The organism is Actinomadura opuntiae, assembly GCF_030283205.1.
Lineage (GTDB): Bacteria > Actinomycetota > Actinomycetes > Streptosporangiales > Streptosporangiaceae > Spirillospora.
In genome coordinates this window covers 32,683-49,301 of the sequence record NZ_JASNWF010000032.1, presented here as the reverse complement: position 1 = coordinate 49,301, position 16,619 = coordinate 32,683, and the positions used below count along the sequence as shown (strand labels likewise).

At 70.7% G+C, this 16,619-nt stretch carries 14 protein-coding genes; all 14 read left to right on the top strand.

The window, feature by feature from the left end; genetic code table 11:
• The first annotated feature begins 1 nt into the window (after position 1).
• The 14 genes from QP089_RS43955 to QP089_RS43890 are packed head-to-tail and all read left to right on the top strand — an operon-like array spanning position 2 to position 16,525.
• The gene (locus tag QP089_RS43955; RefSeq protein WP_285920515.1) at positions 2-550 is read left to right on the top strand and encodes a NuoB/complex I 20 kDa subunit family protein; all 549 of its coding nucleotides are present in this window, start codon (positions 2-4) and stop codon (positions 548-550) included.
• Positions 551-1,297: an NADH-quinone oxidoreductase subunit C gene (locus QP089_RS43950; protein ID WP_285920514.1), complete on the top strand. Its 747-nt coding sequence runs from the start codon at positions 551-553 to the stop codon at positions 1,295-1,297.
• Entirely contained in the window at positions 1,294-2,640 is a 1,347-nt protein-coding gene (locus QP089_RS43945; RefSeq protein ID WP_285920513.1) for an NADH-quinone oxidoreductase subunit D, read from the top strand. Before QP089_RS43950 ends, QP089_RS43945 begins: the two co-directional genes overlap by 4 nt.
• Positions 2,637-3,419, top strand: a complete 783-nt coding sequence (gene nuoE, locus QP089_RS43940) for an NADH-quinone oxidoreductase subunit NuoE (RefSeq protein ID WP_285920512.1) — start codon at positions 2,637-2,639, stop codon at positions 3,417-3,419. Before QP089_RS43945 ends, nuoE begins: the two co-directional genes overlap by 4 nt.
• On the top strand, positions 3,416-4,714 hold the full coding sequence (gene nuoF / locus QP089_RS43935) for an NADH-quinone oxidoreductase subunit NuoF (RefSeq protein ID WP_285920511.1): 1,299 nt from the start codon (positions 3,416-3,418) through the stop codon (positions 4,712-4,714). The genes nuoE and nuoF overlap by 4 nt, the downstream gene beginning before the upstream one ends.
• Positions 4,711-7,176, top strand: a complete 2,466-nt coding sequence (locus tag QP089_RS43930) for an NADH-quinone oxidoreductase subunit G (RefSeq protein WP_285920510.1) — start codon at positions 4,711-4,713, stop codon at positions 7,174-7,176. Before nuoF ends, QP089_RS43930 begins: the two co-directional genes overlap by 4 nt.
• Positions 7,173-8,510 carry an NADH-quinone oxidoreductase subunit NuoH gene (gene nuoH, locus QP089_RS43925; RefSeq protein WP_285920509.1) on the top strand — a complete coding sequence of 446 codons (1,338 nt, stop codon included), beginning with the start codon at positions 7,173-7,175 and terminating at the stop codon, positions 8,508-8,510. The genes QP089_RS43930 and nuoH overlap by 4 nt, the downstream gene beginning before the upstream one ends.
• Entirely contained in the window at positions 8,497-9,108 is a 612-nt protein-coding gene (gene nuoI / locus QP089_RS43920) for an NADH-quinone oxidoreductase subunit NuoI (RefSeq protein ID WP_446474138.1), read from the top strand. Before nuoH ends, nuoI begins: the two co-directional genes overlap by 14 nt.
• On the top strand, positions 9,105-10,061 hold the full coding sequence (locus QP089_RS43915; RefSeq protein ID WP_285920508.1) for an NADH-quinone oxidoreductase subunit J: 957 nt from the start codon (positions 9,105-9,107) through the stop codon (positions 10,059-10,061). Before nuoI ends, QP089_RS43915 begins: the two co-directional genes overlap by 4 nt.
• A complete protein-coding gene (gene nuoK, locus QP089_RS43910; protein ID WP_151543260.1) occupies positions 10,058-10,357 on the top strand; it encodes an NADH-quinone oxidoreductase subunit NuoK in 300 nt (99 codons plus the stop codon). Before QP089_RS43915 ends, nuoK begins: the two co-directional genes overlap by 4 nt.
• A 10-nt stretch (positions 10,358-10,367) precedes the next feature.
• Positions 10,368-12,284, top strand: a complete 1,917-nt coding sequence (nuoL, locus tag QP089_RS43905) for an NADH-quinone oxidoreductase subunit L (RefSeq protein WP_285920507.1) — start codon at positions 10,368-10,370, stop codon at positions 12,282-12,284.
• Entirely contained in the window at positions 12,281-13,870 is a 1,590-nt protein-coding gene (locus QP089_RS43900; protein ID WP_285920506.1) for an NADH-quinone oxidoreductase subunit M, read from the top strand. Before nuoL ends, QP089_RS43900 begins: the two co-directional genes overlap by 4 nt.
• A complete protein-coding gene (gene nuoN, locus QP089_RS43895) occupies positions 13,867-15,474 on the top strand; it encodes an NADH-quinone oxidoreductase subunit NuoN (protein ID WP_285920505.1) in 1,608 nt (535 codons plus the stop codon). Before QP089_RS43900 ends, nuoN begins: the two co-directional genes overlap by 4 nt.
• Positions 15,475-15,496: 22 nt before the next feature.
• Positions 15,497-16,525, top strand: coding sequence for a polyprenyl synthetase family protein (locus QP089_RS43890; RefSeq protein ID WP_285920552.1), 1,029 nt, complete (start codon positions 15,497-15,499; stop codon positions 16,523-16,525).
• Positions 16,526-16,619 lie beyond the last annotated feature (94 nt).

Genomic DNA, 16,619 nt, shown 5'->3' with positions numbered 1-16,619 from the left:
CATGGGTCTTGAGGAGAAACTTCCGAGCGGGTTCCTGCTGACGACGGTCGAGCAGGTCGCCGGTTGGGCGCGCAAGAGCTCGGTGTGGCCGGCGACGTTCGGCCTGGCGTGCTGCGCGATCGAGATGATGGCGACCGGCGACCCGCGGCACGACTTCTCCCGCTGGGGGATGGAGCGCGCCTCGGCGACGCCGCGGCAGGCCGACCTGATGATCGTCGCGGGCCGGGTGAGCCAGAAGATGGCGCCGGTGCTGCGGCAGATCTACGACCAGATGACCGAGCCCAAGTGGGTCATCGCGATGGGCGTGTGCGCCTCGTCCGGCGGCATGTTCAACAACTACGCGATCGTGCAGGGCGTCGACCACATCGTCCCGGTGGACATCTACCTGCCCGGCTGCCCGCCGCGGCCGGAGATGCTGCTGGACGCGATCCTCAAGCTGCACGACAAGATCCAGAACACCAAGCTCGGCCCGCAGCGCAAGAAGCAGATCGCCGAGCTGGAAGAGGCCAAGCGCCGACAGCTCCCGCTGCTGGGACAGGGAACGGTTTAGATGAGCTCCGAGAATCCTGAGCAGAGGGCCGAGCAGGGCGCCGACCGGCTGCCCGCGCAGGCCGAGGAGGAGCGCCGCGAGCAGCCGATCGCCCGCCAGGGCATGTTCGGCGCCAAGACGACCGGCGACACCTCCGGGTACGGGCGGCTGGTCATCCGGCAGAGCCCGAAGGTCACCGCGCCGCGCCCCTACGGCGGGCCCGGCGGCGCGGCCGAGGCCGGTGAGTTCGACGAGATCGCCGACGAGCTGGAGCGCGCGCTCCCCGACTTCGGCGACGCGATCGAGCGCGTCGTCGTGCACCGCGGCGAGCTGACCTTCTTCGTCAAGCGCGAGCGCCTCCTGGACGTGGCGCGCACCATGCGGGACGAGCCGTCGCTGCGGTTCGAGCTGTGCTCGGGCGTGTCCGGCGTGCACTACCCGAAGGACGAGGGCGCCGAGCTGCACTCGGTCGTGCACCTGCTGTCGATCACCCACAACCGGCGCGTCCGGCTGGAAGTGACCTGCCCGGACGCCGACCCGCACGTCCCGTCGCTGGTGCCGGTGTACCCCACGTGCGACTGGCACGAGCGCGAGACCTACGACTTCTTCGGGATCGTCTACGACGGTCACCCGGCGCTCACCCGCATCGAGATGCCCGACGACTGGGTCGGCCATCCGCAGCGCAAGGACTACCCGCTCGGCGGCATCCCCGTCGAGTACCGAGGGGCGGAGATCCCCCCGCCGGACGAGAGGCGGTCGTACGTATGAGCTCCACGAAGTACACCGAGTACGACGCCTACGCCGCCGAGGAGGCGGCCGAGGGCCGCGTGTTCGACGTCAACGGCCAGGACTGGGACCAGGTCGTCGCCGGCGCCGAGGACCTCGGGGACGAGCGGCTCGTGGTCAACATGGGCCCGCAGCACCCGTCCACGCACGGCGTCCTGCGGCTGATCCTGACGCTGGACGGCGAGACCGTCGACGACTGCCGGGTGGGCATCGGCTACCTGCACACCGGCATCGAGAAGAACATGGAGTTCCGCACCTGGACGCAGGGCACCACGTTCTGCACGCGCATGGACTACCTGGCGCCGATCTTCAACGAGACGGCGTACTGCCTGGGCGTGGAGAAGCTGCTGGACGTCGCCGACCAGGTGCCGGAGCGGGCCCAGATCATCCGCGTGATGATGATGGAGCTGAACCGGATCTCCTCCCACCTGGTCGCCATCGCCACGTTCGGCCTCGAACTGGGCGCGACGACCGTCATGCTGAACGGGTTCATCGAGCGCGAGTACACCCTTGACCTCTTCGAGGAGATCACGGGTCTGCGGATGAACATGGCGTATGTCCGTCCGGGCGGCGTTGCCCAGGACCTGCCGAGCGGTGCGCTCAGCAAGATCCGCGACTATCTCGACCGGATGCCCAAGCGGATCCAGGCGCTGCGGAAGCTGATGGACGCCAACCCCGTCTATCTCGCCCGGACCAGGGACGTCGCGTACCTCGACCTTACCGGGTGCATGTCGCTGGGCGTCACCGGCCCCGTGCTGCGGGCCACCGGCCTGCCGTGGGACCTGCGCAAGTCGCAGCCCTACTGCGGCTACGAGACCTACGACTTCAAGGTCGCGACGCAGGACACCTGCGACGTGTACGGCCGCTATCTCGTCCGGATGGAGGAGATGGAGGAGTCGCTGAAGATCGTCGAGCAGTGCGTGGAGCGGCTGCAGTCGGTCAAGGGCCCGGTGATGATCGAGGACAAGAAGATCGGCTGGCCGGCGCAGCTGGCGATCGGCGCGGACGGGATGGGCAACTCGCCGCGGCACATCGCGCACATCATGGGCACCTCGATGGAGGCGCTGATCCACCACTTCAAGCTGGTGACGGAGGGCTTCCGGGTGCCGGCGGGGCAGGCGTACTCGCACATCGAGTCGCCGCGCGGCGAGCTCGGCGCGCACGTGGTCAGCGACGGCGGCACCCGCCCGTACCGCGTGCACTTCCGCGAGCCGTCCTTCGTCAACCTGCAGGCCACGCCGGCGATGGCCGAGGGCGGCATGGTCGCCGACGTGATCGCGGCCGTGGCGAGCATCGACCCGGTCATGGGGGGAGTGGACCGATGACGTTCGAACCGGAAGTGCGCGAGCGCCTCGAGCGCGACGCCAAGCTGATCATCGGCCGGTATCCGAGGCCGCGGTCGGCGCTGCTGCCGCTGCTGCACCTGGTGCAGTCGGAGGAGGGGCACGTCTCGCAGGACGGCATCGAGTTCTGCGCCGAGCAGCTCGGCATCACGCCGGCGCAGGTGACGGGCGTGTCGACGTTCTACACGCAGTACAAGCACGAGCCGGTCGGCGAGTACCACGTGGGCGTGTGCATCAACACGCTGTGCGCGGTGATGGGCGGCGACCAGATCTGGAACGAGCTGACCGAGCACACCGGCGTCGGGCACGACGAGGCCACCCCGGACGGCAAGGTCAGCCTGGAGCGGATCGAGTGCAACGCGGCCTGCGACTTCGCGCCGGTGATGATGGTCAACTGGGAGTTCTTCGACAACATGACTCCCGAGAAGGCCAAGCGGCTGGTCGACGACCTGCGCGCTGGTAAGGAAGTGCTTCCTTCGCGCGGCCCGAACAAGCTGTGCAGCTGGAAGGACGCCTCGCGCGTCCTCGCCGGGTTCCCCGACGGCCGCGCCCACGAGGGCGTCCAGGCCGGGCCGGAGTCGCTGCGCGGCCTGGCGCTGGCCAAGGAGCGCGGCTGGGAGGCGCCGTCCGCCGACGCCGACCGCGAGCAGCCCGAAGAGCCGGTCAAGGCGCACGAGGTCACCGACCCGCCGCCCAACGAGCCGGGCAAGCCGATCGGCGGCGACGTGAAGCCGGGCAGCCAGGAGGGTCGAAACCAGTGACGACGCTAACCCCGATCCTCACCCGGACCTGGGACCAGGAGGACTCGTTCACCCTCGCCGGGTACGAGCGCGAGGGCGGCTACCGGGCGCTGCGCAACGCGCTCGGGATGGCGCCGGACGAGATCGTCCAGATGGTCAAGGACTCCGGCCTGCGCGGCCGCGGCGGCGCCGGGTTCCCCACCGGCATGAAGTGGGGGTTCCTGCCCGCCGAGAGCCCGAACCCGCGCTACCTCGTCGTCAACGCCGACGAGTCCGAGCCGGGGACCTGCAAGGACATCCCGCTGATGATGGCCAACCCGCACCTCCTCGTCGAGGGCGTCATCATCAGCTCGTACGCCATCAAGTCGAACCAGGCGTTCATCTACGTGCGCGGCGAGGTGCTGCACGTGATCCGCCGGCTGCAGCAGGCGGTCGCCGAGGCGCGCGAGGCCGGGTACATCGGCACGGACATCCTCGGCTCCGGCTACGACCTGGACGTAGTCGTGCACACCGGCGCCGGCGCCTACATCTGCGGCGAGGAGACGGCGCTGCTGGACTCCCTCGAGGGGTTCCGCGGTCAGCCCAGGCTCAAGCCCCCCTTCCCGGCGGTGTCGGGCCTCTACGGCGGCCCCACCGTCATCAACAACGTCGAGTCGATCGCCTCGGTTCCCTCGATCGTGGAGAACGGCGCCGACTGGTTCACCTCGATGGGCACCGAGAAGTCCGCCGGGTTCGGCATCTTCTCGCTGTCGGGGCACGTCACCCGGCCCGGCCAGTACGAGGCGCCGCTCGGCATCACGCTGCGGGAGCTGCTCGACATGGCGGGCGGGATCCGCGAGGGGCACCGGCTGAAGTTCTGGACGCCCGGCGGGTCGTCCACGCCGATCTTCACCGACGAGCACCTGGACGTCCCGCTGGACTTCGAGTCCGTCGGCGCGGCCGGGTCGATGCTCGGCACCCGCGCCCTGCAGATCTTCGACGAGACGACCTGCGTCGTGCGGGCCGTGCTGCGCTGGTCGGAGTTCTACGCGCACGAGTCGTGCGGCAAGTGCACGCCGTGCCGCGAAGGGACGTACTGGTACAAGCAGATGCTCAAGCGGCTGGAGGCCGGCCAGGGCAAGGAGGAGGACCTGGAGACGCTCCTCGACCTGTCCGACAACATCCTCGGCCGCTCGTTCTGCGCGCTCGGCGACGGCGCGACGAGCCCGGTGGTCTCGTCGATCAAGCTGTTCCGGGACGAGTACCTCCAGCACTTCGAGCAGGGCGGCTGCCCGTTCGACCCGGCCGAGTCCACCCTCTGGGGAGGTGCCAAGTGACCGTCACCGACGACAAGGCGGCGGTGGAGAAGCCGGTCGAGATGGTCGCGTGCACCATCGACGGCTTCGAGATCGAGGTGCCGAAGGGCACGCTGATCATCCGGGCCGCCGAGCTGCTCGGCATCCAGATCCCGCGGTTCTGCGACCACCCGCTGCTGGACCCGGTCGGGGCCTGCCGGCAGTGCCTGGTGGAGATCCCCGACGCCGGCAACGGCCGCGGCATGCCGAAGCCGCAGGCGTCCTGCACCACCGCGGTGATGCCGGGGATGGTCGTCAAGACCCAGCTGACCTCGCCGGTCGCCGACAAGGCGCAGCACGGCGTGATGGAGCTGCTGCTGATCAACCACCCGCTGGACTGCCCGATCTGCGACAAGGGCGGCGAGTGCCCGCTGCAGAACCAGGCGATGTCCAACGGGCGCGGCGAGACGCGGTTCACCGAGACCAAGCGGACGTTCCCCAAGCCGATCCCGCTGTCCAGCCAGGTGCTGCTCGACCGGGAGCGCTGCATCCAGTGCGCCCGCTGCACCCGGTTCTCCGACCAGATCGCCGGCGACGCGTTCATCGACCTGTTCGAGCGCGGCGCCAAGGAGCAGGTCGGCGCGGCCGACGGCAAGCCGTTCCAGTCCTACTTCTCCGGCAACACGGTGCAGATCTGCCCGGTCGGGGCGCTGACCGGCGCCGCGTACCGGTTCCGGTCCCGGCCGTTCGACCTGGTGTCGCAGCCGAGCGTCTGCGAGCACTGCGCGTCCGGCTGCGCGCTGCGCACCGACCACCGGCGCGGGAAGATCACCCGCCGGCTGGCCGGGGACGACCCGCAGGTCAACGAGGAGTGGAACTGCGACAAGGGCCGCTGGGCGTTCACCTACGGCACGCGGCCCGAGCGGCTCACGCACCCGCTGATCCGCAACGAGAGCGGCGAGCTGGAAGTGGCGTCGTGGCCGGAGGCGCTGACCGTCGCGGCCCGCGGGCTCGCGGCGGCGCGCGGCTCGGCGGGCGTGCTGACCGGCGGCCGGGTCACCCTTGAGGACGCCTACGCCTACGCCAAGTTCGCCCGGATCGCGCTCGGCACCAACGACGTCGACTTCCGCGCCCGGCCGCTGTCGGACGAGGAGTCGCGGTTCCTGGCGTCCTCGGTCGCGGGCCGCCCGATCGAGGTGTCGTACGCCGACCTGGAGAAGGCGCCCGTGGTCGTCCTCGCCGGCTTCGAGCCGGAGGAGGAGTCCCCGATCGTGTTCCTGCGGCTGCGCAAGGCGCACCGCAAGAACAAGCTGAGGGTGTACGGGATCGCGCCGTTCGCGACGCGCGGCCTGCAGAAGGTCGGCGGGACGCTGCTGCCGGCGGTGCCCGGCTCGGAGTCGGAGGTGCTCGGCTCGCTGATCGGCGACGCGTCGCTCTCCGACGTCCGCACGCTGCTGGAGACCCCCGGCTCCGTGATCATGGTGGGCGAGCGGCTCGCCGCCAGCCCCGGCGCGCTGACCTCGGCGGTCCGGCTGGCGCAGGTCACCGGCGCCCGGCTGGCGTGGGTGCCGCGGCGGGCCGGGGAGCGCGGCGCGATCGAGGCCGGGGCGCTGCCCGGGCTGCTGCCGATCGGCCGTCCGGTCACCGACCCCGAGGCGCGCGCCGAGGTCGCCCGCGCCTGGGGCGTCGCGGAACTGCCCGCCGGCCCCGGCGAGGACACCGCCGGCATCCTCGCGGCTGCGGCGGAGGGCCGGCGCGGCGCGCTGCTGGTCGGCGGCGTCGACCCCTACGACCTGCCCGACCCGGACGCGGCGCTGCGGGCGCTGGAGGCCACCCCGTTCGTGGTGAGCCTGGAGCAGCGGCCGAGCGCGGTCACCGACCGCGCCGACGTGGTGCTGCCGGTCGCGGCCGTCGCCGAGAAGTCCGGCACGTTCGTCGACTGGGAGGGCCGCGGCCGCCAGTTCGACGTCGTGCTGAAGTCCGCCGGGCGGATGCCGGACCTGCGGGTCCTGCAGGCGCTCGCCGACGAGATGGACGTCCACCTCGGCCTGCCCGGGCCGGAGGCGGCGCGGCGCGAGCTGGCGCAGCTCGGCGCCTACCGCGGCCCGCGGCCGGACGCGCCGGACGTGGCGCACGCGCTGCCCCCGCGGCCCGAGCAGGGCGAGGCGCTGGTGGCGACCTGGCGGCTGCTGCTGGACGCGGGCCGGCTGCAGGACGGCGAGCCGTTCCTGGCCGGCACCGCCAAGCCCGCGGTGGCCCGGCTGTCGCCCGCGACCGCGGCGGAGATCGGCGCCACCGGCGCCGTCACGGTGTCGGGGCCGCGCGGCGCGGCGACGCTCCCGCTGGAGATCACCGCCGACCTGCCCGACCGGGTGGTGTGGCTGCCGACGAACTCGGCCGGCTGCGCCCTGTACCGGGACCTGGGCGCGGCGGCGGGCGGCGTCGTCACGATCGCGAGCGGCGCGCTCGCCCGCCCGACCGAGAACGCGGGAGGTTCCCGATGAGTCCGCTTGCGGCGCCCGCCGCCGATCCCACGCTCGCCACGTTCGGCAAGGACCCGTGGTGGCTGATCGGCGGCAAGGTGCTGGTCATCTTCGTCTTCCTGGTGCTGACCGTCCTGCTGTCGATGTGGGTCGAGCGGCGGGTCATCGGGCGGATGCAGCTGCGCGTCGGCCCGAACCGCGCCGGGCCCATGGGCCTGCTGCAGGGCCTGGCCGACGGCGTGAAGCTGGCGCTGAAGGAGGACATCGTCCCCCGCCAGGTCGACAAGGTCGTGTTCGTCCTCGCGCCGGTGATGTCGGCGGTGCCGGCGTTCATCTCCTTCGTCATCATCCCGTTCGGCCCGACGGTGTCGATCTTCGGGCACCACACCGCGCTGCAGGGCACCGACCTGCCGGTCGCGGTGCTGCTGGTGCTGGCGATGTCGTCGATGGGCATCTACGGGGTCGTGCTGGCGGGCTGGTCGTCGATGTCGCCGTACTCGCTGCTCGGCGGGCTCCGCTCGTCCGCGCAGATGATCTCCTACGAGATCGCGATGGGGCTGTCGTTCGTCGCGGTGTTCATGTTCGCCGGGTCGATGTCCACCTCGGAGATCGTCGCCAAGCAGGACCACATCTGGTTCGCGGTGCTGCTCGCGCCGTCGTTCGTGGTCTACGTGATCACGATGATGGGCGAGTCGAACCGCATCCCGTTCGACCTGCCCGAGGGCGAGGGCGAGCTGGTCGGCGGCTTCCACACCGAGTACTCGTCGCTGAAGTTCGCGATGTTCTTCCTCGCCGAGTACATCAACCTGGCGACGCTGTCGGCCCTCGCCACCACGCTGTTCCTCGGCGGCTGGCGGGCGCCCGCGCCGATCTCCACCGTGTGGTCGGGCGCCAACTCCGGCTGGTGGCCGGTGCTGTGGTTCCTGGTCAAGCTCTGGCTGTTCATCTTCTTCTTCGTCTGGCTGCGCGGCTCGCTGCCGCGGGTGCGCTACGACCAGCTGATGAAGCTCGGCTGGAAGATCCTGATGCCGGTCTCGCTGGCCTGGATCCTGCTGGTCTCCACCATCAAGGCGTTCAAGAACGACGGCTACGACATCCAGCAGATCCTGTGGATCACCGCCGGGGTCATCGCCGTCGTGCTGGTGGTCACCGTGGTCTGGGAGATGGTCCGCGGCGGCGACGGCGGCGAGATCGTCCCGGGCGCCGACGCGCCCGCCCCCCGGGACCCGTCCGCCGGCGGGTTCCCGGTGCCGCCGATGGACGCCCCCCACTACCACGGCCGGGCCCGCGAGGAGCCCACCCGCCCGGCCACGATCGAATCCGCCTCCGAGGAGGTCACCAGTGGGACTCACTGATTTCCTGAATCCGGTCAAGGGGTTCGGGGTCTCGTTCCACCAGATGTTCATGAAGAGCGAGACCGTTCAGTACCCCGAGGTGAAGAAGCCGACCGCCCCGCGCTTCCACGGGCGGCACCAGCTGAACCGGTGGCCGGACGGGCTGGAGAAGTGCATCGGCTGCGAGCTGTGCGCCTGGGCCTGCCCCGCGGACGCGATCTTCGTCGAGGGCGCGGACAACACCGAGGACGAGCGGTACTCGCCCGGCGAGCGGTACGGCCGCACCTACCAGATCAACTATCTGCGGTGCATCCTGTGCGGCCTGTGCATCGAGGCGTGCCCGACGCGGGCGCTGACGATGACCAACGAGTACGAGCTCGCCGACGACAGCCGCGAGAGCCTGATCTACACCAAGGACATGCTGCTCGCCCCGCTGCGCGAGGGCATGGAGCCGCCGCCGCACGAGATGCGGCTCGGCGACACCGAGGAGGACTACTACCGCCTCGGCCTCCAGCCCGAGGACGCCGCCCCGACCGTCCCGGCACAGGGCGGCGGACGGGCGAGCGTCGACAACGCGGTGAAGCGGGAGCAGGCGGCCGAGGGCGGTGAGGGCAAGTGACCGCCCACCTCCAGGCCGCGCATCTCCAGGCCGCCGGGGTCCTTGCGGGGCACGTCGCCGACAAGCAGTCGGGGGAGCCGTTCTTCTTCTGGCTGCTCGCCGTCGTGTCGGTCTGCGCCGCGCTCGGCATGATCCTGGTCCGCAAGGCGGTCCACTCGGCGCTGCTGCTGGCGACCGTGATGCTCTGCCTCGCCGCGATGTACGCGATCCAGAACGCGCCGTTCCTGGCGTTCGTCCAGGTGATCGTCTACACCGGCGCGGTGCTGATGCTGTTCCTGTTCGTGCTGATGCTCGTCGGCGTCACCTCTACCGACTCGCTGGTGGAGACGATCCGCGGCCAGCGGTTCTGGGCGGTGATCGTCGCGATCGGGTTCGTCGTGCTGCTCGGCACCGGGCTCGGCAACGCCGCGCTCGGCGACTCGGCCGGGCTGAAGGCCGCCAACGCCGACGGCAACGTCCTCGGCCTGGCGCGGCTGCTGTTCACCAAGTACGTGTTCGCGTTCGAGGCGACCAGCGCGCTGCTGATCACCGCGGCGCTGGGCGCGATGGTGCTGGCGCACCGCGAGCGCACCGAGCCGAAGCCGACCCAGAAGGACCTGTCGCAGCGGCGCTTCGCGTCCGGCGAGCACCCCGGGCCGCTGCCCGGCCCCGGCACCTACGCCAGGCACAACGCCGTCGACATGCCGGCGCTGCTGCCGGACGGGACGCCGTCGGAGCTGTCGGTCAACCCCGTCATCGCGGCCCGCACCGACACCGCCGAGCGGCACGCCGACCTGTACGGCGGCACCGAGCAGGGCGCGGTGGACGAGGACGTCGCCGCGGTGAAGGCGGCGACGCAGGAGGCGAAGGACGCGGACGCCGAGTCGCGCGTCGTCAGGGCCGGCACGCCGGCCGCCGGCGGTACCGGCGGCGGCGCGGGCGGCAACGAGCGTGAAGGCGAGGCTGGTCAATGAGTCCGGGGCACTACCTGGCGCTCTCGGCGATCCTGTTCACCATCGGAGCCCTCGGCGTCCTCGTGCGCCGCAACGCGATCGTGGTGTTCATGTGCGTCGAGCTCATGCTGAACGCCACGAACCTGGCGTTCGTGACGTTCTCCCGCATGCACGGCACCCTCGACGGCCAGATCATCGCGTTCTTCGTGATGGTGGTGGCGGCCGCGGAGGTCGTGGTCGGCCTGGCGATCATCATGACCATCTTCCGGACCCGCAGGTCCTCGTCGGTGGACGACGCGAACCTGCTGAAGTACTGAGAGGTCGGGGATGAAAGCGGAAGGCATCCAGGCCGCGTCCTGGCTTCTCGTCGCACTGCCCCTGCTGGGCGCCGCGGTCCTCCTGCTCGGAGGGCGGCGCACCGACAAGTGGGGGCACCTGCTCGGCGTGCTGACGCCGGTGGCGTCGTTCGCCATCGGCGTGGCGATGCTCGTCCAGATGCTCGGCTACGGCGACGCCGAACGGCGCCGCACCGTGCACCTGTGGGACTTCATCAGCGCCGGCCAGTTCAAGATCGGCATGGACCTGCTGGTGGACCCGCTGTCCATCAGCTTCGTACTGCTGATCACCGGGGTGGGCTCGCTCATCCACATCTACTCCGTCGGCTACATGGCCGAGGACCCCGACCGGCGCCGGTTCTTCGGCTACCTGAACCTGTTCGTCGCGGCGATGCTGCTGCTGGTGCTCGGCGGCAACTTCCTGGTGCTGTTCCTCGGCTGGGAGGGCGTCGGCCTCGCCTCGTACCTGCTGATCGGGTTCTGGCAGCACAAGCCGACCGCGGCGACCGCGGCGAAGAAGGCGTTCGTCGTCAACCGCGTCGGCGACATGGGGCTGATCATCGCGATCGCGCTGATGTTCGCCACGTTCAACACGGTCGACTTCGGGCCGATCCTCGGCGCGGGCGCCGAGCACGCGGGCCTCGCGACCAAGCTGAGCTCCGGCACCGCGACCGCGATCGGGCTGCTGCTCCTGCTCGGCGCGTGCGGCAAGTCGGCGCAGCTGCCGCTGCAGTCCTGGCTGCTGGACGCGATGGAGGGCCCGACCCCGGTGTCGGCGCTGATCCACGCGGCGACGATGGTGACCGCGGGCGTCTACCTGATCGTCCGGTCCGGGCCGATCTTCGAGATGTCCGACACCGCGCAGCTGGTGGTGACGATCGTCGGCGCGGCCACGCTGCTCGCCGGTGCGATCATCGGGTGCGGCAAGGACGACATCAAGAAGGCCCTCGCCGGGTCGACGATGTCGCAGATCGGCTACATGACGCTCGCCGCCGGCCTCGGCCGTCCCGGGTACGTGTTCGCCATCGCGCACCTCATCGCGCACGGCTTCTTCAAGGCGGGCCTGTTCCTCGGCGCCGGCTCGGTCATGCACGGCACCAACGACGACGTCAACATGCGCCACTACGGCGCGCTGCGCGGCGTGATGATGGCGACGTATGTGACGTTCGGGCTCGGGTTCCTGGCGATCATCGGGTTCCCGTTCCTGTCCGGCTGGTTCACCAAGGACGCCATCATCGAGGCCGCGTTCGACAAGGGCGGCACGTCCGGCGCCATCCTCGGCGTCTGCGCGGTGGTCGGCGCGGGCATCACCGCGTACTACATGTCGCGCGTGATGATCATGACCTTCTTCGGCGAGAAGCGCTGGGAGGAGGGCGTGCACCCGCACGAGTCGCCCAAGGTGATGACGATCCCGCTGATGGTCCTCGCGATCGGCTCGCTCGCCGCGGGCGGGCTGCTGATCCTCGGCGGGTTCTCCGACTTCCTGGAGCCCGTCACCGGCAAGCCCGAGCACGCGGAATCATTCAAGTGGGTCACGCTGCCGGGCATCGTGGTCTTCGTCCTGATGCTCGCCGGTTTCGCGATCGCGTGGATGCAGTACGGGCGCCGTCCCGTGCCGCGCGAGGCGCCCAAGGGGTCGTTCGTCACCGTCGCGGCCCGCAAGGACCTGTACGGCGACGCCCTCAACGAGTCGCTGCTGATGCGGCCCGGCCAGTGGCTGACCCGGCTCGCGGTCTGGTTCGACGGACGCGGCGTCGACGGCGCCGTCAACGGGCTCGCCGCCCTCATCGGCGGCACGTCCGGCCGGTTCCGCCGGATCCAGACCGGCTTCGCCCGCTCCTACGCACTCTCCATGTTCTTCGGCGCTGCGCTCGTGGTCGCCGCTCTCCTGGTGGTGAACGTGTCATGAGTGACTTTCCCTGGCTGAGCGTCCTCATCGCGCTGCCGCTGCTGGGCGCCGTCGCGGTCAGCGTGCTGCCGCGCGACAACGAGCCGCTGGTCAAGTGGTTCTCGTTCGGCGTCTCCACCCTCGTGGGCGTCCTCGCCCTGGTGATGGCGGCCGGCTTCGACGCCGGCGGCGACCGGTTCCAGTTCACCGAGAAGTACTGGTGGATCAAGGAGTTCGGGATCCACTGGGCGCTCGGCGTCGACGGCGTCGCGCTGGTGCTGATCCTGCTGTCGGTCATCCTCGTCCCGCTGGTCATGCTCGCGTCCTGGAACGAGGACGAGCGGTCCGGCGGCGTGGACGTCCCGGCGAAGCGGTCGGTGAAGACCTACTTCGCGCTGCTGCTGTCCCTCGAGGCGGCGATGATCGGCGTCTTCGCGGCGACCGACGTGTTCCTGTTCTACGTCTTCTTCGAGGCGATGCTCATCCCGGTGTACTTCATCATCGGGCACTACGGCGGCGGCGCCGCCCGCGAGCGCTCCTACGCCGCGGTGAAGTTCCTGCTGTACTCGCTGTTCGGCGGGCTGCTGATGCTCGTCTCGGTGATCTGGCTGTACCCGCTGTCGAACAAGCCGGTCGGCGAGGGCGGCCTCGGCCACGGCACCTTCATGTTCACCGAGCTGACCGGGCTGCACGTCGACCCGACCACCGCCAAGTGGCTGTTCCTCGGCTTCTTCGTCGCGTTCGCGATCAAGGCGCCGATGGTGCCGGTGCACACCTGGCTGCCGACCGCGGCGCAGCAGTCCCCGCCCGGCGCGCTGGTGCTGATCGTCGGCGTGCTCGACAAGGTCGGCACCTACGGGATGCTGCGGTTCTGCCTGGAGCTGTTCCCCGGCGCGTCCAAGTGGGCGACCCCGGCCGTGCTCGCGTTCGCGGTGCTCAGCATCATCTACGGCGCGGTCCTCGCGATCGGCCAGGTCGACATGAAGCGGCTCATCGCCTACACCTCGGTGTCGCACTTCGGGTTCATCGTGCTCGGCATCTTCGCGATGACCTCGCAGGGCCAGTCCGGCGCCGCGCTGTACATGGTGAACCACGGGTTCTCCACCGGCGCGCTGTTCCTGCTCGTCGGCTTCATGATCGTCCGGCGCCGGTCGGCGCGGATCACCGACTTCGGCGGGGTGCAGAAGGCCGCCCCGGTGCTCGCCGGGACCTTCCTGGTCGCCGGCCTGTCCGGGCTGTCGCTGCCCGGCCTGTCGACGTTCGTGTCGGAGTTCCTCGTGCTGGTCGGCACGTTCAGCCGCTACAAGGTGGCCGCGTGCTTCGCCGTCACCGGCGTCGTCCTCGCCGCCGTCTACATCCTGTGGATGTACCAGCGGACGATGGGCGGCCCGAAGGTCCCGGCCGTCGAGGGCATGAAGGACCTCACGGCCCGCGAGAAGTGGGCCGTCGCCCCGATCATCGCGATCATCGTGGCGATGGGCTTCTTCCCGCAGCCGGTGCTGCATGTGATCAACCCGTCGGTGAAGGAGACGCTCGCCCGTGTCGACCGGCACGACCCGGCGCCGACGCTCACCGGTAACGTCGCCGAGAACGGAGCCCGTCCATGAGCCCGACCAGTCACCTGAGCCCGGCGGCTCACGGGGTGCTCGCCCAGGGGGGTGACATCCCCGCGCCGCACATCGAGTACGGCCAGATCGGGCCGCTGCTGCTCGTCCTCGGCATCGCCGTCGCGGGCGTCCTCGTCGAGGCGTTCGTCGGCCGCACCTGGCGGTACGCGGTGCAGGTGCCGGTCGCGTTCCTCGGCCTCGCGGGCGCGTTCGTGTGGACGATCCTGCTCGGCTGGCGCGACGACCCGCACCACGTCGCCGCGCAGGGCGCCCTCGGAGTGGACGGCCCGACCCTGTTCCTGCAGGGCACCATCCTGGTCCTCGCCCTGGTCAGCCTGCTGCTGATCGCCGAGCGCGGCAACGGCCGCAGCGGCGTCGTCGGCGGCCACTTCGCGCCGCAGGCGTCCGCGCTGCCCGGCAGCGAGGCCGAGCAGCGCAGCGCCGCCGCCGGGATCACCCAGACCGAGGTGTTCCCGCTGATGATGTTCGCGGTCGGCGGCATGATGATGTTCCCCGCCGCCAACGACCTGCTCACCATGTTCGTGGCGCTGGAGGTCATGTCGCTGCCGCTGTACCTGCTGTGCGGCCTCGCCCGCCGGCGGCGGCTGCTCTCCCAGGAGGCGGCCGTCAAGTACTTCCTGCTCGGCGCGTTCTCCTCGGCGTTCTTCCTGTACGGGACGGCGCTGCTGTACGGCTACGCCGGCTCGGTCCGGCTGTCGGACATCTCCGCGCAGGTCAGCAAGGACGCCGGCAGCGAGACCCTGCTGCTGGCGGGCGTCGCGCTGCTGTCGGTCGGGCTGCTGTTCAAGCTCGGCGGCGTCCCCTTCCACATGTGGAAGCCGGACGTCTACCAGGGCGCCCCGACCCCGATCACCGCGCTGATGGCGTCCTGCACGGTCGTCGCCGCGTTCGGCGGGATCCTGCGGGTGTACTACGTCGGGTTCGAGACCATGAAGTGGGACTGGCGGCCCTACATGTGGGGAGTGGCGATTCTCACGATGGTCGTCGGCGCGATCATCGCGATCACCCAGTCCGACATCAAGCGGATGCTGGCGTACTCGTCCATCGCGCACGCGGGCTTCCTGCTCATGGGCGTCGTCGCCACCTCGCGCGACGGCCTGTCCAGCACGATGTTCTACCTCGTCGCCTACGGCTTCACCTCCATCGGCGCCTTCGCCGTCGTCACGATGGTGCGCGACGCCGGCGGCGAGGCCGGGCACCTGTCGCGCTGGGCGGGCCTCGGCAAGCGCTCCCCGGTCGTCGCCGGGGTGTTCTCCTTCTTCCTGCTCGCCTTCGCCGGAATCCCGCTGACCAGCGGCTTCACCGGCAAGTTCGCGGTGTTCAAGGCCGCCGTCGAAAGCGGCGCGACCCCGCTGGTCGTGGTCGGCGTCGTCTCCTCCGCGGTGGCCGCCTTCTTCTACGTGAAGGTGATCGTCGTGATGTTCTTCAGCGAGCCGGAGGCGGACGGCCCCGTCGTCGTCGCGGGCCCAGCGACCGCGGCTGCGGTGGCGCTCGGCGCGACGGCTACTGTGGTACTCGGCGTGATTCCGCAGCCCATTCTGGACCTTGCGGGCCACGCAACGACCCACATGTTCGTCCGGTAGGGAGTCTTGGGTGAGCGACCCAATCGCTGAGAAGTCCGGCGGGCCGGCTCGGCAGGAGCCCGGCCCGTTCGGGCTTCCCGTCGACTCGGCCCTCGCGGCCGACGCCAGGGAGCGGCTGGCCGCAGTCGAGGAGCTGCTGCTGGAATCGGTGCGGGGCGAGGACCCGCTGCTCACCCAGGCCTCCAAGCACCTCGTCGAGGCGGGCGGCAAGCGGTTCCGGCCGATGCTGGTGCTGCTCGCCTCGCACTTCGGCGACCCCGCCGCCCCCGGCGTCGTGCCCGCCGCCGTCGTCGTCGAGCTGACCCACCTCGGCACCCTCTACCACGACGACGTCATGGACGAGGCGACCGTCCGGCGCGGCCAGGCGTCCGCGAACTCCCGGTGGACCAACACCGTCGCGATCCTCACCGGCGACTACCTGTTCGCCCGCGCGTCCGACCTGCTCGCCGACCTCGGCCCCGAGGCCGTCCGGATCCAGGCCCGCGCGTTCGCCCGGCTGGTGCGCGGCCAGATCCAGGAGACCGTCGGCCCCGCCGAGGGCGCCGACCCCCTCAAGCACTACCTGCAGGTCGTCGCGGACAAGACCGCCTCCCTCATCACGGTGTCCGGCCAGTTCGGCGCGCTGCTGTCGGGCGCCCCCCCGCACGTCGTCGACACCATCACCTCCGCGTGCGAGAAGATCGGCGTCGCCTTCCAGCTGCAGGACGACATCCTCGACATCACCTCCGAGACCGACGAGTCGGGCAAGACCCCCGGCACCGACCTGCGCGAAGGCATCCGCACCCTCCCGATGCACCTCGTCCTCGGCGGCGTCGGCTCCGGCCCCGACGACGCGCGGCTGCGCGAACTGCTCGTCCAGGACCTGTCCGACGACGCCCTGCACGCCGAGGCCCTCGCGCTCCTGCGCGCCCACCCCGCGATGGACCGCGCCCGCGCCGACCTGCGCCGCTGCGCGGAGGACGCCCGCGCCGAACTCCTCACCCTCCCCGCCATCCCCGCCCGCGACGCCTTCACCGGCCTCTGCGACTACGTCGTCTCCAGAACCGGCTAGCACCGCCCTCGGCGTCGGGCGCTGGGCGCCCTCCTTCAACGGGCGGTGCGGCGATCGCTGCATCGCTCCGACTCGCCCTGGGGGCTCGCTGCGC

Excerpts from the sequence above, each read along its gene's own strand:
- QP089_RS43955 (WP_285920515.1), top strand. The coding sequence starts at position 2 with ATGGGTCTTGAGGAGAAACTTCCGAGCGGGTTCCTGCTGACGACGGTC.
- QP089_RS43950 (WP_285920514.1), top strand. The coding sequence starts at position 551 with ATGAGCTCCGAGAATCCTGAGCAGAGGGCCGAGCAGGGCGCCGACCGG.
- QP089_RS43945 (WP_285920513.1), top strand. The coding sequence starts at position 1,294 with ATGAGCTCCACGAAGTACACCGAGTACGACGCCTACGCCGCCGAGGAG.
- nuoE (WP_285920512.1), top strand. The coding sequence starts at position 2,637 with ATGACGTTCGAACCGGAAGTGCGCGAGCGCCTCGAGCGCGACGCCAAG.
- nuoH (WP_285920509.1), top strand. The coding sequence starts at position 7,173 with ATGAGTCCGCTTGCGGCGCCCGCCGCCGATCCCACGCTCGCCACGTTC.
- nuoK (WP_151543260.1), top strand. The coding sequence starts at position 10,058 with ATGAGTCCGGGGCACTACCTGGCGCTCTCGGCGATCCTGTTCACCATC.
- nuoL (WP_285920507.1), top strand. The coding sequence starts at position 10,368 with ATGAAAGCGGAAGGCATCCAGGCCGCGTCCTGGCTTCTCGTCGCACTG.
- QP089_RS43900 (WP_285920506.1), top strand. The coding sequence starts at position 12,281 with ATGAGTGACTTTCCCTGGCTGAGCGTCCTCATCGCGCTGCCGCTGCTG.
- nuoN (WP_285920505.1), top strand. The coding sequence starts at position 13,867 with ATGAGCCCGACCAGTCACCTGAGCCCGGCGGCTCACGGGGTGCTCGCC.